Genomic DNA, 13,828 nt, shown 5'->3' on the forward strand with positions numbered 1-13,828 from the left:
AAGAATAATCAGCGGGTATCGGGAGGACGCCCCCGCCGAGGAGGGCGGGCGGTCGTGTCGTCATCCTGGAGAATGGAATCGGCCGCGGTGTGGGCGTCTTCGAACTGGCCGGCGAAGATCGCCCACCAGAAAGCCACGCCGATCAGGATGACCAGCATGACGGAAATGGGTATGAGGACCAGCAGGGAGCCGAACATGTCAGGCCTGCCCTGCCGCCGGACCGGTCCAGCCCGCGGGGACTTCGCGCACCCGGCTGCGATAGATGCGCCAGGAGTTGGCGGCGACCGCCAGCGAGGAAACCAGCATGCTGATGGCCGCCAGCCAGGGAGCGACGATGCCCACGGCGGCCAGGGGCGTCATGAGCAGGTGCCAGGCGATGGAGCCGTACAGGTTCTGGCGGGCGATGCGGCCCGTCTGCTGGGTGAGCTGCACGACTTCGAATTCGCTGGCGGCCGGACGGGCCGACAGGCCGGCATGGGCCGAGGCCACCGCCGTGGGCACGGACATGGACATGGCGCAGGGACAGCTCATGACCAGCAGCGAAACCACCACGGGCACGGCGTGCGAAGGGTCGAGCCAGTACCAGACCAGGCCCAGCACGGCGGCCAGCAGCAACTGGATGGTGACGAACCAGAACGCCAGGGTGTCGGCATGGCCGCTGACGGAGCGGCGGAACTGCTCGATGACCTCGTGCGAGCCGCCCTGCGCCACCGACTGGCGCGCGCACAGTTCCAGATAGCGGGCGGTAAGCAGGAAGGCCACGAACATGGTGACCGAGTCGTAATAGACTTCGCCCTGATGGGTCCAGGTGCCGACCACGCTGGGCAGGAAGGCGCCGATGATGCCCAGGGCCACCGGCACGTCCATGCCGACGCGGCCTTCGGACAGGCTGGCGACGGCGCCTTTGATGATGGGCCAGGCGCAGTACAGCATGACCGGCATGGTAAGGCTGAGGCTGGCCCAGTTCATGAGCACGATGGCCTGGGAGAGGGACTCGATATTGTCCGGCGAGGAACTGAACGAGCGCATGTAGCCGGGAAAGGCGAACATCATGACCTGCATGGCGGCCAGCCAGGCCAGGCCCAGCCGGGCCAGGGTGTGACGCCTGCGCGAACGCTGTTCGTCCGTGAGGGGCTTGGGCAGGGAAAAAATGGAATATGCGCGCATGGAAGGACTATAAACCACTGATATTTCTTTACTCTTGATCTAAATCAATACGACTTTGCTTGCTTCCTATATCGTTGTCCCTACGCATCTTGTTCAGGCCGTTATCCCCCCAACACGGCATCAACTGTTCAATGCTTTAGGGCTGCCGCTGGCAGCCTCTTTTTTTTCCTTCGGCCGGCCGGACCAAAAAAATACCGCCCTTCAAGGGCGGCAGCCATCGTCCCGCACGGCTTGATTGTTTTTTCGCTTGCCGCGATTTCATGAACAAGAACCAAAAAGCCGGCCATACAAATAATTAGTGGCAATCAAGAGACTCATCCAGGCAAGACCGTCTGGAACGTCCCTCCCCTCTTGCCAAAAAGACAGCCCGCCGGCTGGAGCAGGCCGGCGGGCTGTCTGCATCGCGGCGGCGCTCTCAGGGAGCGCCCTCCCCGATCACGCTTCCGAGGTCGCGAACTGCTGGGCCTCGGTGGAACCGGCCAGCGCCGTGGTCGAGGACTTGCCGGCCTCCACGGTCTGGGTCACGGCGTCGAAATAGCCCGTGCCCACTTCACGCTGGTGCTTGACGGCGGTAAAGCCCAGCTCGGCGGCCGCGAACTCTTTTTCCTGCAGCTGCACGAAGGCGCTCATCTGGCGGCGGGCATAGCCGTGCGCCAGTTCGAACATGCCGTAGTTCAGGGCGTGGAAGCCCGCCAGCGTGATGAACTGGAACTTGTAGCCCATGGCGCCCAGCTCGCGCTGGAATCTGGCGATGGTGGCGTCGTCCAGATTCTTCTTCCAGTTGAAGGACGGCGAGCAGTTGTAGGCCAGCATCTTGCCGGGGAACTGACGGTGGATGGCTTCGGCGAACTGGCGCGCATACTCCAGGTTCGGCGTGGACGTCTCGCACCAGACCAGGTCCGCATACGGGGCGTACGCCAAGCCCCGGGCAATGGCCTGGTCCAGGCCGGCGCGGGTGCGATAGAAGCCTTCGACCGTGCGTTCTTCCAGGATGAAGGGGCGGTCGTACTCGTCCACATCGCTGGTGATCAGGTCGGCGGCATCGGCGTCGGTACGGGCCACCAGGATGGTGGGCACGTCCAGCACGTCGGCGGCCAGGCGGGCGGCGACCAGCTTGGAGACGGCCTCGCGGGTGGGCACCAGGACTTTGCCGCCCAGGTGGCCACACTTCTTGGCCGAAGCCAGCTGATCCTCGAAGTGCACGCCGGCCGCGCCGGCGGCGATCATGGCTTTCATCAGCTCGAATGCATTGAGCACGCCGCCAAAGCCCGCCTCGGCGTCGGCCACGATGGGCGCGAAGTAATCGATATAGCCTTCATCGCCGGGGTTGACGCCTTCCATCCACTGGATCTGATCACAGCGCGCCAGGGAATTGTTGATGCGGCGCACCACGGATGGCACCGAGTTGACGGGGTACAGGGATTGATCAGGGTACATTTCGCCGGCGGTATTGGCATCGCCCGCCACCTGCCAGCCCGATAGATAGATGGCTTTCAAGCCGGCCTTGACCTGCTGCATGGCCTGGTTGCCGGTCAGGGCGCCCAGCGCGTTGACGAAGGGCTCCTGGTTGATGGATTGCCAGAGCCGCTCTGCGCCGCGTCGCGCCAGCGTGTATTCCTCGACCAGGGAGCCGCGCAGGCGGATGACCTCCTCGGCGCTGTAGCCTCGCTTGACGCCTTGCCAGCGGGGATCTTCCGCCCAGCGTTTTTGCAGGTTCCGGATGTCGGCTTCTCGAGCATTCATGGTTGACTCCTCTATCAGAAATGACGTTGAACAGATGACTACAGTCTATCCAAATGCTGCGCCGCAATGGTGTGTTGTATCTTATATAAGACTAAATATTTTTTACCTTGTAATCAATAAGTTAGTTTATAAATTTCGAGATATGAAACCTGTTGCCTTTTTATGAAACGACATGATGTGCGTCGCAGCAGCGTTTTTTTGCATGCTGAGACAGTAGTTTCACCATATGGGATAATGGGGCCCGCCACGCAAGGCCGGCGAGCGCGCCGCGCCTTTTGATTGTCTTGTTCCCGTATTACCCGCCAATGACGAGCACTTCCCTCCTGAAAGACTCCCCTCTGGGCCACGACGTGGTCTATCCCAGTCGCTACGATCCATCCGTGCTGTTCGGCATCGAACGGGCCCTGAACCGCCGCTCCCTGCAAACGCCCGAACAATGGCACGGCGCCGACATCTGGAACGCCTACGAAATGTCCTGGCTCAACCCCAAAGGCAAACCGGTCGTGGCCATCGCGCGCTTCGTCATCCCCTGGAACAGCCCGCGCATCATCGAATCGAAGTCCTTCAAGCTCTACCTGAATTCCTTCAACGACGAGATCGTGAGCGATATGGACGCGCTGCGCGAACGCATGGCCCAGGACCTGGGTTCCGTCGCCGGCGCCCCCGTGGACGTCACGCTGCTGCCGCTCGACGCCCTGGACGGCCAGAACATCGGCACGCTGGACGGATTGTGCATCGACCAGCTGGACATCGAGATCCGCGACTACACGCCGCAAAGCGGGCTGCTGCGCTGCCTGCCCGAGGCCCCCGTCGTCACTGAATCGCTGGTGTCCGACCTGCTCAAGTCCAACTGCCCGGTCACCGGCCAGCCGGACTGGGGCAGCGTGCAGGTGCGCTACACCGGCCCGCAGATCGATCCCGCCTCCCTGCTGCGTTACATCGTCTCTCTGCGCCGCCATACCGAGTTCCACGAACACTGCGTGGAACGGCTCTACAGCGACATCATGCAAAGCTGCCGGCCCGAACGCCTGCTGGTATATGCGCGTTATACGCGCCGCGGCGGCCTGGACATCAACCCCTGGCGCAGCAGCCATCCGGACAGCGTGGACGAACCCCGCCTGGCACGACAATAAGGGCCGCGCCGTTGTGCAAAAAAAACCGCTGCAGTTGCAGCGGTTTTGCTTTTCCCCTTTCCTTCAGCTCCGGGAGGCCCGAGTGACGGTGGAAGCCACATAGACGGCCAGGCCGGCGGCGGTCCAATAGCCGATGGCCGCGCCGTACCAGGGCGCCTGGTTCAGGCCGGCATCCAGCAGCAGCCCGAAGCCCACTGGGGCCAGGGACGAGCCCACGTCCATGCCCGAATACACCAGTCCATAGACGGCGCCGGTCGATCCTTTGGGCGTGACGCGGCGGATCAGCATGTCGCGCGAAGGCGAGGCGATGCCCGAGCAGAACCCCGCGGCGCCCACGAAAAACAGGGCCAGCGCCGGCGCCACCCACCCTGCCCCCAGCACCAGCAGCAAGGTGCCGGAGACGATCAGGGACACGAACACGATCAGTTCGGAGCGCGGCGTGCTGGAAGCGATGAAGCCGCCGGCCAGCATGCCCGCCGCCGATGCCAGCATATAGCCGGACAGCGCCGAACCGGCCAGCACCTTGTCGATGCCGTAGGTGTTGTGCAGCATGGGAATGGTGTAGTTCTGCACCACCGCCATGGCGGCCGTGGCGAAGGCGAAGAACAGGAACGCTCCCCATAGCGAAGGCCGGGACAGCAAGGTGGACAGCGTCACCCAGATGGGCTCCTTGTCCTGCGGCCTGGCTCCGTCCGCCTCGCGCGCAACGGACGCGCCGGCCAGCGCCTCGCGGTTGAGCAGTACCAGCGCCAGCACGGCCGCGATCAGGGCGGCGGCGGCCAGCACGGCGACGCGCCAGTTGAAATAAATGGTCAGGGACGTGATGAAGACCGGCGTCAGCGCCCAGCCCAGGTTGCCCGTCAGGCCGTGCGTGCTGAAGGCATGGCCCAGGCGCGCCGGGCTGACCCGGTGGTTGATGATGGAATAGTCCACCGGATGGAAGACGGCGTTGCCCACCCCGCCGATCAGTGCGGCGGCCAGCAGCATGGCATAGCCGTTGGCCATGCCGATGAGCAGGGCCGCCACCACGAAGCAGGCCAGCCCCACCTTGAGCACCGGATAGGCGCCCACCCGATCGACCAGGAAGCCCGAGGAGGCCTGCCCCAGGCAGGACACCAGATAGAAGGTGGTGACCAGCCCGCCCAGCGTCAGGAAGTCATAACCGAATTCCTGGCCCAGGGAGATGTACAGCGTGGGCAGGATCAGCTGGAAGAAATGCGAACTGGCATGGGCGATCCCGATGACCCCGATCACCCGCCAGTCGCGCGAGCTGGGGGCGAGCTGCCCGTCCAGCGTGGAAGTTTGCGTATCAGACATGCTCAGTTCTGCTTTTTCTTGATTTCCGGCCAGGCCTTCTGCAAGTAATAGCACATGGACCAGACAGTCAGTACCGCTGCCACGACGATGAGCGCCTGGCCGATGATGCGGGTCGGCAGGCCCATGATGGGGTACCAGTACAGCAGGCAGGGGATGGCCACCATCTGCGCCGCCGTCTTGAACTTGCCGAGCCGGTGAACCGCCACACTACCACTGGCCCCGATTTTGGCCATCCATTCCCGCAACGCGGAAATGGTGATTTCCCGGCCTATGATGATCAGGGCGATGAAGGCGTCCACCCGGTTCAGGTCCAGCAGCACGAGCAGGGCCGCGCTCACCATCAGCTTGTCGGCCACCGGATCCAGGAAGGCGCCGAAGGACGAGGTCTGGTTCCAGCGCCGCGCCAGCCAGCCGTCGAACCAGTCCGTCAAGGCCGCCACGATGAAGACCAGGGCCGCCCACAGATCGCGCGAAGGCTCGGACAGCCAGCTGTCGGGCAGATAGTAAAGCGCCACGATCAAGGGGATCAGGACGATGCGAAGCCACGTAAGGGCGATGGGCAGATTGAAAGGCATAGCTCGGATACCAACCTAAATGGACGAAGGCTCACGCCTATCGTAAAGCATGATAAATGCGCTCGGCCAGTTCGGTGGATATTCCCTCGACCGAACTGAGCTCGTCGATGCTGGCGTCGGCCACCCCGCTGAAGCCGCCAAAGCGCGCCAGCAGCCGCTGGCGCCGCTTGGCGCCGACCCCTTCGATATCCTCCAGCCGGGACACGTTGCGCGCCTTGGCCCGCTGGGCGCGCATGCCGGTGATGGCGAAACGGTGCGCCTCGTCGCGCACCTGGGCCACCAGCATCAGGGCGGCGGACTCCACGCCCAGCGCCACGGACGGCCGGCCGTCGGCAAAGACCAGCGTTTCCAGGCCGACCTTGCGTTTCTCGCCCTTGGCCACCCCGACCAGCACATGAATGTCCAGGCCCAGCTCCACGAACACCTGCCGGGCGATCTCCACCTGCCCCTTGCCGCCGTCGATCAGGACGATGTCCGGCAGCTCGGCCAGCCCCTCGGCCACGCGCGCGAAGCGGCGGTTCAGGACCTGGCGCATGGCGGCATAATCATCGCCCGGCGTGATGCCGGCGATGTTGTAGCGACGATACAGCGAGGGCTGCATGGCGTGCTGCCTGTACACCACGCAGGAAGCCTGCGTGGCCTCCCCGGCCGTATGGCTGATGTCGAAGCATTCGATGTGCAAGGCGTCCAGCTGGGCCTCGTCCAGGTCCAGTTGCAGGGCATCGGCCAGCGCCCGGGTGCGCTCGGCGCGCGCCGTGGACTCGCTCAGCACGCGCGCCAGCGCCAGCTCGGCGTTCTTGGCCGCCTGTTCCAGCCAGGTCCTGCGCACGCCCTGCGGGCGCGTCAGCACCCGCGCCTTGACCCCGGTCTGCTCGGCCAGCAGGGGCATCAGGTCCGGATCGGGCAAAGCGTGCGAGCAGACCAGCACCGGCGGCATGCGGCGCTCCAGGTAATGCTGGGCGATGAAAGCCGCCAGCACGTCGCCGGGCGTGTCGTCGTTGATCTGCGTCGGGAAAAAAGCCCGGTCGCCCAGATGGCGGCCGCCGCGCACCATGGCCAGGTTGACGCAGAACTTGCCGCCCGCATTGGCCACCACGATGACGTCCACATCGTCGTTGCCGACCTGCTCCATGCTCTGCTGCTGCAATACGGCGGACAGGGCCTTCATCTGGTCGCGCAGCACGGCGGCCTGCTCGAAGTCCAGGTTTTCGGACGCCTTCATCATGCGGGCCTGCAGATCGTCCAGGATCTCGGAGGTATGGCCATCCAGGAAGCGGATGGCGCGCTGGACGTCCTGCTGGTACTGCTCCGGCGAGACCAGATCCACGCAAGGCGCCGAACAGCGTCCGATCTGATGCAACAGACAGGGGCGGGTCCGGTTGGCGTAGACGCTGTCCTCGCAGGTGCGCAGGCGGAACACCCGCTGCAGGATCTGGATGGTTTCGCGCACGGCCCAGGAATTGGGATAGGGTCCGAAGAAATGCCCCTTGCCGCTGGTGCTGCCGCGGTAGTAGGCGATGCGCGGCGCCTCATGGGCGCTGATCATCAGGTACGGATAGGACTTGTCGTCCCGGAACAGAATGTTGTAGCGCGGCCGCAGGCGCTTGATCAGGTTGTTTTCCAGCAGCAGGGCCTCGGCCTCGCTGCGGGTGACGGTGACCTCGATGCGCGCCACCCGCGCCACCATATGGGCAATGCGCGGGCTGCTCAAGTTCTTCTGGAAGTACGAGCTGACGCGGCGCTTGAGGTCGCGGGCCTTGCCCACGTACAGCACCTCGCCCTGCTCGTCGATATGCCGGTACACGCCCGGCAGATTCGGCAGCTCAGACAGAAAGGATTTTAGATTGAAGTCCGCGGGCATATTGATAGTGCTCGTCCGCCTGCAGGGCATCCCAGTCCAGGGCGGGGGTCGTTGGCATCAGCTTGCGGATGCGGTCTATGGATTCCGGCGCAGGCGTGAACTCCAGGCGCTCCAGCAATTCATCGGCCAGGTCGGGACGATTGCACACCAGCACCATGTCGCAGCCGGCGCCCAGGGCCGCCTTGGCGCGGTCCAGGATGCCGCCCGCCACCGAGGCGCCTTCCATGGTCAGGTCGTCGGAGAACACCACGCCGTCGTAGGCCAGGGCCTTGCGCAGCACGCGCTGGATCCAGTATGGCGAAAAACCCGCCGGATTGGGATCCACCTTGGAATAGATCACGTGGGCCGGCATCACGGAAGGCAGCAGCAAGGTGCCCAGCCAGCCGTAAGGAGCGGCGTCCTCGTCCAGGATCTGCTCCAGCGGACGGTCGTCCACGGGAATCTCGTGATGGGAGTCCGCCTGCACGGCGCCATGGCCGGGGAAATGCTTGCCGCAGGCGGACATGCCCGCCTTGTTCAGGCCCCGGATCAGGCCGGCCGCCAGCATGGAGACCGCACGCGGGCTGCGATGGAAGGAGCGGTCGCCGATGACCTTGCTGACTCCCCAGTCCAGGTCCAGCACGGGCGTGAAGCTCATGTCCACGCCGCAGGCGCGCAGCTCGGCGGCCAGCACGTAACCGGTGTCCGCGGCGACCGCCGCCGCCTTGACGGCGTCGCGCGTCCACAGCTCGCCCAGCTGGCTCATCGCCGGCAAGGTGGTGAAGCCGTCTTCCCGGAAGCGCTGCACGCGCCCGCCCTCATGGTCCACGGCGATCAGCAGCGGCTCATCGCGCTCGGCATGGATGGCTTGGCACAAGGCCGTCAGCTGTGCGCGGTCCTGGAAGTTGCGGCTGAACAGGATGACGCCGCCTACCAGGGGATGGCGCAGTCGCAGGCGCTCCTGTTCGGTCAGGGTGGTGCCCTGCACGTCGACCATGACCGGACCGGGAGGCAGTACTGCTTGCGGAGAAGGACTCATTTGGTTTCAGACTCGGATAGGGAGGAATGGCGGCCGGTTTGGGGCTTGCGCTCCAGCACGACAAAGGCCATGGCCATGTCGGACTCGTCCGTCAGGGAAATGTGGGCGGCGCCAAAGCGCGCCTCGAACCAGATCTGCAGTTCCCCGGACAGGCGCACCACGGGCCGGCCGCCGGGCGCGTTCAGGGTCTGCATGCGCGACCAGGCCATGGGCATGTGCATGCCCAGGCCGATGGCCTTGGAAAAAGCCTCCTTGGCGGCAAAGCGGGTCGCCAGGTAGCGCAGCCCGCGCTGCGGATCGCGTGCGGCGCGGCGCGCATAGACGACGCGCTCCTGTTCGCCCAGGATGCGGGTGACGAAGCGCTCGCCGTGACGGGCCAGCGCGCGTTCGATCCGCTCGATGCGGATCAGGTCGGTGCCTATGCCGGCAATGGCGCCGGGAACTGTGTCGGACATGGTCGGCCACGGAAAAAACAGAAAGACGGCTTGCGCCGCCTGCCAGACTGAATGATACCGTGAGACGGGCGAATACAAAAACGGCCCTGCCTGGGCAGGGCCGTCGCGCACGCCGTCGCGGCGATCAGAACGTGCGCCGGTCCACCACGCGCTTGGCCTTGCCGGTGATGGTGCGCTCGACCGTGCCGGCCGACTGCACCCGCACGCGCGCGCTCACGCCGATGAAGGTCTTGATGGAGTGGCACAGGCGGCGCGCCAGCTGCTCGCGGGCCGCCTCGTCCAGGTGATTGTGCTCGGCGCGCACCTCGGTCAGCACTTCCAGCTCGTCCAGGTTGCCGCTGCGGCTGAGCACGAGCTGATACTGGGCGCCCAGCTCGGGCATCTTCAGGACCAGTTCCTCGACCTGGGTGGGAAACAGATTGACGCCGCGCACGATCAGCATGTCGTCGCTGCGGCCGGTGATCTTGCCGATGCGGCGCATGCTGCGCGAGGTGGGCGGCAGCAGGCGCGTCAAGTCGCGGGTGCGATAGCGGATGACCGGCATGGCCTCCTTGCTGAGCGAGGTGAACACCAGCTCGCCGCTCTCGCCGTCGGCCACGGGCTCGCCGGTTTCGGGATTGATGATCTCGGGGAAGAAATGATCCTCCCAGACCACCGGGCCATCCTTGCTCTCCACGCATTCCATGGCCACGCCCGGCCCCATGACTTCGGACAGGCCGTAGATGTCCACGGCGTCGATGCCGGCGCGCTGCTCGATGTCCAGGCGCATCTGGCCGGTCCAGGGCTCGGCGCCGAAAATGCCGATGCGCAGCGAGGTGTCGCGCGGATCCATGCCCTGGCGCTCCATTTCCTCCATGATGTTGCAGAAGTAGGAAGGCGTGACCATGATCACGTCGGGGCGGAAGTCCTGGATCAGCTGCACCTGCTTTTCAGTCTGGCCGCCGGACATGGGAACGACCGTGCAGCCCAGGCGCTCGGCGCCGTAGTGCGCGCCCAGGCCGCCGGTGAACAGGCCGTAGCCGTAGGCCACGTGCGCGATGTCGCCGGGACGCGCGCCGGCCGCCCACATGGAGCGGGCGAACAGGTCGGCCCAGGTGGAGATGTCCTTGGCCGTGTAGCCCACCACCGTGGGCTTGCCGGTGGTGCCGCTGGAGGCGTGCACGCGCACCACCTGCTCGCGGGGCACGGCGAACATATTGAAGGGGTAGTTGTCGCGCAGGTCCTGCTTGGTCGTGAACGGGAACTTGGACAGGTCGGACAACTGCTTCAGATCGTCCGGATGCACGCCCGCCTCGTCGAACTTGCGACGATAATGGGGCACGTTCTCGTAGGCATGCCGCAGCGTCCACTTCAGGCGCTCCAGCTGCAGATTGCGGATTTCGTCGACGCTGGCGTGCTCGATGGCATCGCGGCCGACTTGTTCTTGAATTGCTGTCATGGTGTACTCCTGCCCTGCCACTCGTTTGGTACTACAGACCCCCCCGGGTCCGCAGGGTGTCTCGTCAATAAAACTATTTCTTTTCGATCCCGCCCAGCACCGTGCCGTTCAGACGGTACGAGCGCCCCCGGAACAGGGCGATGCGCCGGCCATTCTGGTTCACCACCTCGATATCGTATACGCCGGTGCGTCCGGCCAGCGACGCTTCCACGCCGCGCGCCGTGAGCACGTCGCCCTCGAAGGCGGGCGCCAGGTAATCGATGGTGCACCCCGAGGCCACCGTGGGAGCGTTGCGCGAATTGCAGGCGAAGGCGAAGGTGCTGTCGGCCAGGGCGAAGATGAATCCGCCATGACAGGTCTTGTGGCCATTGAGCATGTCGGCGCGCACCGTCATGCTCATGTTGGCCTGGCCGGGCGCGACCGCATCCAGGCTCAGGCCCAGCGCCTGGGAGGCCTGGTCATTGCCGTACATATGTTCGCTGACCTGCTCGGCCAGTTGCTGTGCGTCTTCCGGAACAACGACGTTATCCATTACATCCCCTTGAAAACAGGTGCGCGTTTGGCCAGGAAGGCATCGACGCCCTCGCGGTAGTCCTGGCTGGCTCCCAGTTCGCGCATCAGGTCGCGCTCCATGTCCAGCTGCTGGTCCAGCGAGTGCGCGTCGCTGGCGTAGATGGCTTTCTTGGCGTAGGCCAGGCCCTTGGTGGGCGCCTGCGCAAAATGGCGGGCCAGCTCGTCCAGGCGCGCCTCGAAGTCCTCGTCGGCCACACATTCCCAGATCAGGCCCCACTGCGCGGCCTGCTCGGCCGGCAGCTTGTCGCCCAGCAGCGCCAGGCCCATGGCCCGGGCCGGCCCCACCAGCCGGGGCAGGAAGAAAGTGCCCCCCGTGTCGGGCAGCAGGCCCAACCGGCAGAAAGGCTGGATGAAGCTGGCCGAGCGGCGCGCGATGACGATATCGCCCGCCAGGGCCAGATTGGCGCCGGCGCCGGCCGCCACGCCGTTCACGCCCACCACCACGGGGGCGGCCAGCGCGCGCAGACGGCGCACCAGCGGCGCATAGAACTTCTCGATAGTGGCGCCCAGGTCCACAGGCGCATCGCCCGCGCTCATCTGGCGCTCGGACAGGTCCTGTCCGGCACAGAAGCCGCGGCCATTGCCGGTCAGCACCAGCACGCGCAGCCCGGACTGCTGCTCGACGCGGCTCAGCGCGTCGGCCAGCTCCGCATGCATGTCGGCGGTGAAGCTGTTGAGCTTGTCGGGGCGGTTCAGCGTGATGCGGGCCACGCCGTCCTGCAGTTCAAACTGGATATTCTGGTAAATCATCCGGCCATCGTCCTTTCAGAAATGCCAACGGGTCTGGATTACACGGAAACGGTTGGCCACATAGGCCGAGTCCGACAGCGAGGCGTTGGCGGCCGGGTTGGCGCCCGTGCCGTGAAAATCGCTGTAGGCCGCCGTCTGGTTGATGAAAACGGCCCCGGTCAGGTTCAGCGACAGGGACACGCCGGCGCGCTCGGCCATGCGCTGGATCTCGGCCGTCACCTGCTCATCGGTGCTGTAGGCCGACAGCGTCAGAGCGCCGTGTTCGACGATGCTGCGGCCGGCCAGCTCGATGCTGTGCCGGGTCGAATCGGTCTGCACCACGAACGCGATGGGGCCGAACCACTCCTTCTGGATCTCGGGCTGGTCGGCGCGCGCCTGCAGCAGCAGGGGCGTGCGCACGCGCGCCCCGGGGAATGCGGGATGCTCCAGCGTCTGGCTGTCGGCCAGGATGGGCATGCCCAGCTGACGGGCGGCGTCGATGCGCTGTGCGCAGGCTTCATTCTGCACGGCGCCGGTGATCTCCACCGCGCGGGCGGGATCGGACACCAGCTTCTGCACAGCCAGCGCCAGGCCCTGGGCGACCTCGTCGAAACTCATGACGCCGTCGGCGGTTCGTATGCCGTCGCGCGGCACGTAGATGTTCTGCGGAGCCGTGCACATCTGGCCCGAGTACAGGGCGAAAGAAAACGCCAGGTTGCGCGCCACGGCCTTGAAGTCCTCGACCGAATCGATGATGACCTGGTTCACGCCGGCCTTCTCGGTGTAGACCTGGGCCTGGCGGGCATTGGCTTCCAGCCAGTTGCCGTTCAGGCTGCTGCCGGTGAAGTCGATCAGCTTGACGGCCGGATGCAGGGCCAGCTGCTGGGCGGTGTCTTCCTGAGGTTCATGGGCGGCCAGCAGCACCACATTGGGATTGAAGCCGGCTTCGGCCAGCACCTCGCGCGCCACGGCCACGGTGATGGCCAGGGGCAGGATGGCGCCCGGATGCGGCTTGACGATGACGGTGTTGCCGGTCGCCAGGGAGGCGAACAGGCCGGGATAGCCGTTCCAGGTCGGGAAGGTGGAGCAGCCGATGACCAGGCCTATGCCGCGCGGCACGACCTTGAACTGTTTCTTCATCTGGATGGGGTCGTGCTTGCCCTGGGGCTTGACCCAATCCACCAGGCCGGGAATGCGGGCCATTTCCTGCCAGGCATAGGCCACGGCTTCCAGGGCGCGCTCCTGGGCGTGCGGGCCGCCGGCCTGGAAGGCCATCATGAAGCCTTGTCCGGTGGTGTGCTGGACGGCGTTGGCCATCTCGAAGCTGCGCTGGTTCAGGCGGTGCAGGATCTCCAGGCACACGCCCACCCAGGCCTGCGGCCCGGCATCGCGCCAGCTCTCCAGCGCCAGTTGCGACTGGGCGATCAGCTGGTCGACGGGAACCTTGGGATAGCGGATGTCCAGCGCGAAGCCAAACGGCGACTGCTCGTCGCCGGTCTCGCCCTGGGCGCCTTCCAGCGTCAGGGGAAACGGCTTGCCACGATAGGCTTCGAAAGCTGCCTGGCCCTGCTGGGCGGCGCTCTCTCCGTAAGTGCGGGGGCTGGGGTTCTCGGGGTAGGCGCTCCAGAACGTGCGCTCGTTGATGCTGGCCAGGGCCTGGTCCAGGGTGGCTTGGTGCGTCTTGAAAAAATCGATTGCCATGCAATTTGCTCCTGACTCCGGGCATGGTCCGGACCGGCCGGACCATGCTGTTGTTCCTGAAAAATGCTCCTCACGCGGCCCAGGCTCTCGCCTGCTTGCTGCCAAGGGCGCTTTTTAC

Annotated in this window: 13 protein-coding genes; 1 reads left to right on the plus strand and 12 read right to left on the minus strand. The window is 65.4% G+C overall.

Annotated features, from left to right (window positions below; genetic code table 11):
• Nucleotides 1-8: 8 nt before the first annotated feature.
• From ccoS to aceA, 3 genes are all read right to left on the minus strand, one after another.
• Complete coding sequence (gene ccoS / locus ACF3ND_RS11275) at nt 9-197, minus strand: cbb3-type cytochrome oxidase assembly protein CcoS (RefSeq protein ID WP_394060463.1); 189 nt, start codon at nt 195-197, stop codon at nt 9-11.
• 1 nt (nt 198) lies between these two features.
• A complete protein-coding gene (locus ACF3ND_RS11280) occupies nt 199-1,167 on the minus strand; it encodes a hypothetical protein (RefSeq protein WP_394060465.1) in 969 nt (322 codons plus the stop codon).
• Between the two features lie 435 nt (nt 1,168-1,602).
• The gene (gene aceA / locus ACF3ND_RS11285) at nt 1,603-2,910 is read right to left on the minus strand and encodes an isocitrate lyase (RefSeq protein WP_394060467.1); all 1,308 of its coding nucleotides are present in this window, start codon (nt 2,908-2,910) and stop codon (nt 1,603-1,605) included.
• A gap of 305 nt (nt 2,911-3,215) precedes the next feature.
• Between aceA and queF the strand changes: the two genes are divergently transcribed.
• The gene (gene queF / locus ACF3ND_RS11290) at nt 3,216-4,043 is read left to right on the plus strand and encodes an NADPH-dependent 7-cyano-7-deazaguanine reductase QueF (RefSeq protein WP_394060469.1); all 828 of its coding nucleotides are present in this window, start codon (nt 3,216-3,218) and stop codon (nt 4,041-4,043) included.
• 63 nt (nt 4,044-4,106) lie between these two features.
• On the opposite strand, the gene ACF3ND_RS11295 is transcribed toward queF, so the two are convergent.
• From ACF3ND_RS11295 to paaN, 9 genes are all read right to left on the minus strand, one after another.
• On the minus strand, nt 4,107-5,360 hold the full coding sequence (locus ACF3ND_RS11295) for an MFS transporter (RefSeq protein WP_394060471.1): 1,254 nt from the start codon (nt 5,358-5,360) through the stop codon (nt 4,107-4,109).
• 2 nt (nt 5,361-5,362) lie between these two features.
• The gene (gene pgsA / locus ACF3ND_RS11300; RefSeq protein ID WP_394060473.1) at nt 5,363-5,935 is read right to left on the minus strand and encodes a CDP-diacylglycerol--glycerol-3-phosphate 3-phosphatidyltransferase; all 573 of its coding nucleotides are present in this window, start codon (nt 5,933-5,935) and stop codon (nt 5,363-5,365) included.
• A 37-nt stretch (nt 5,936-5,972) separates the two neighbouring features.
• Nucleotides 5,973-7,796 (minus strand): excinuclease ABC subunit UvrC, encoded by a 1,824-nt coding sequence (uvrC, locus tag ACF3ND_RS11305; RefSeq protein WP_394060475.1) that lies wholly within the window; start codon nt 7,794-7,796, stop codon nt 5,973-5,975.
• Nucleotides 7,759-8,814, minus strand: a complete 1,056-nt coding sequence (nagZ, locus tag ACF3ND_RS11310; protein ID WP_394060477.1) for a beta-N-acetylhexosaminidase — start codon at nt 8,812-8,814, stop codon at nt 7,759-7,761. The genes uvrC and nagZ overlap by 38 nt, the downstream gene beginning before the upstream one ends.
• On the minus strand, nt 8,811-9,269 hold the full coding sequence (gene acpS, locus ACF3ND_RS11315; protein ID WP_394060478.1) for a holo-ACP synthase: 459 nt from the start codon (nt 9,267-9,269) through the stop codon (nt 8,811-8,813). Before acpS ends, nagZ begins: the two co-directional genes overlap by 4 nt.
• Before the next feature lie 124 nt (nt 9,270-9,393).
• A complete protein-coding gene (gene paaK, locus ACF3ND_RS11320; protein ID WP_394060480.1) occupies nt 9,394-10,707 on the minus strand; it encodes a phenylacetate--CoA ligase PaaK in 1,314 nt (437 codons plus the stop codon).
• A gap of 73 nt (nt 10,708-10,780) precedes the next feature.
• A complete protein-coding gene (paaI, locus tag ACF3ND_RS11325; RefSeq protein ID WP_394060482.1) occupies nt 10,781-11,239 on the minus strand; it encodes a hydroxyphenylacetyl-CoA thioesterase PaaI in 459 nt (152 codons plus the stop codon).
• Nucleotides 11,239-12,030 carry a 2-(1,2-epoxy-1,2-dihydrophenyl)acetyl-CoA isomerase PaaG gene (gene paaG, locus ACF3ND_RS11330; protein WP_394060484.1) on the minus strand — a complete coding sequence of 264 codons (792 nt, stop codon included), beginning with the start codon at nt 12,028-12,030 and terminating at the stop codon, nt 11,239-11,241. Before paaG ends, paaI begins: the two co-directional genes overlap by 1 nt.
• A gap of 15 nt (nt 12,031-12,045) precedes the next feature.
• On the minus strand, nt 12,046-13,710 hold the full coding sequence (paaN, locus tag ACF3ND_RS11335; protein WP_394060486.1) for a phenylacetic acid degradation protein PaaN: 1,665 nt from the start codon (nt 13,708-13,710) through the stop codon (nt 12,046-12,048).
• Between the last annotated feature and the right edge of the window lie 118 nt (nt 13,711-13,828).

The sequence above is a fragment of the Alcaligenes sp. WGS1538 genome, from assembly GCF_043187505.1.
Classification (GTDB): Bacteria; Pseudomonadota; Gammaproteobacteria; order Burkholderiales; family Burkholderiaceae_B; genus Alcaligenes.

What these genes read in the sequence shown, in the direction of transcription:
- paaN (WP_394060486.1), bottom strand. Translation starts at nt 13,710, where the DNA reads ATGGCAATCGATTTTTTCAAGACGCACCAAGCCACCCTGGACCAGGCC.
- uvrC (WP_394060475.1), bottom strand. Translation starts at nt 7,796, where the DNA reads ATGCCCGCGGACTTCAATCTAAAATCCTTTCTGTCTGAGCTGCCGAAT.
- pgsA (WP_394060473.1), bottom strand. Translation starts at nt 5,935, where the DNA reads ATGCCTTTCAATCTGCCCATCGCCCTTACGTGGCTTCGCATCGTCCTG.
- aceA (WP_394060467.1), bottom strand. Translation starts at nt 2,910, where the DNA reads ATGAATGCTCGAGAAGCCGACATCCGGAACCTGCAAAAACGCTGGGCG.
- ACF3ND_RS11295 (WP_394060471.1), bottom strand. Translation starts at nt 5,360, where the DNA reads ATGTCTGATACGCAAACTTCCACGCTGGACGGGCAGCTCGCCCCCAGC.
- queF (WP_394060469.1), top strand. Translation starts at nt 3,216, where the DNA reads ATGACGAGCACTTCCCTCCTGAAAGACTCCCCTCTGGGCCACGACGTG.
- paaG (WP_394060484.1), bottom strand. Translation starts at nt 12,030, where the DNA reads ATGATTTACCAGAATATCCAGTTTGAACTGCAGGACGGCGTGGCCCGC.
- ACF3ND_RS11280 (WP_394060465.1), bottom strand. Translation starts at nt 1,167, where the DNA reads ATGCGCGCATATTCCATTTTTTCCCTGCCCAAGCCCCTCACGGACGAA.
- paaI (WP_394060482.1), bottom strand. Translation starts at nt 11,239, where the DNA reads ATGGATAACGTCGTTGTTCCGGAAGACGCACAGCAACTGGCCGAGCAG.
- nagZ (WP_394060477.1), bottom strand. Translation starts at nt 8,814, where the DNA reads ATGAGTCCTTCTCCGCAAGCAGTACTGCCTCCCGGTCCGGTCATGGTC.
- paaK (WP_394060480.1), bottom strand. Translation starts at nt 10,707, where the DNA reads ATGACAGCAATTCAAGAACAAGTCGGCCGCGATGCCATCGAGCACGCC.
- ccoS (WP_394060463.1), bottom strand. Translation starts at nt 197, where the DNA reads ATGTTCGGCTCCCTGCTGGTCCTCATACCCATTTCCGTCATGCTGGTC.
- acpS (WP_394060478.1), bottom strand. Translation starts at nt 9,269, where the DNA reads ATGTCCGACACAGTTCCCGGCGCCATTGCCGGCATAGGCACCGACCTG.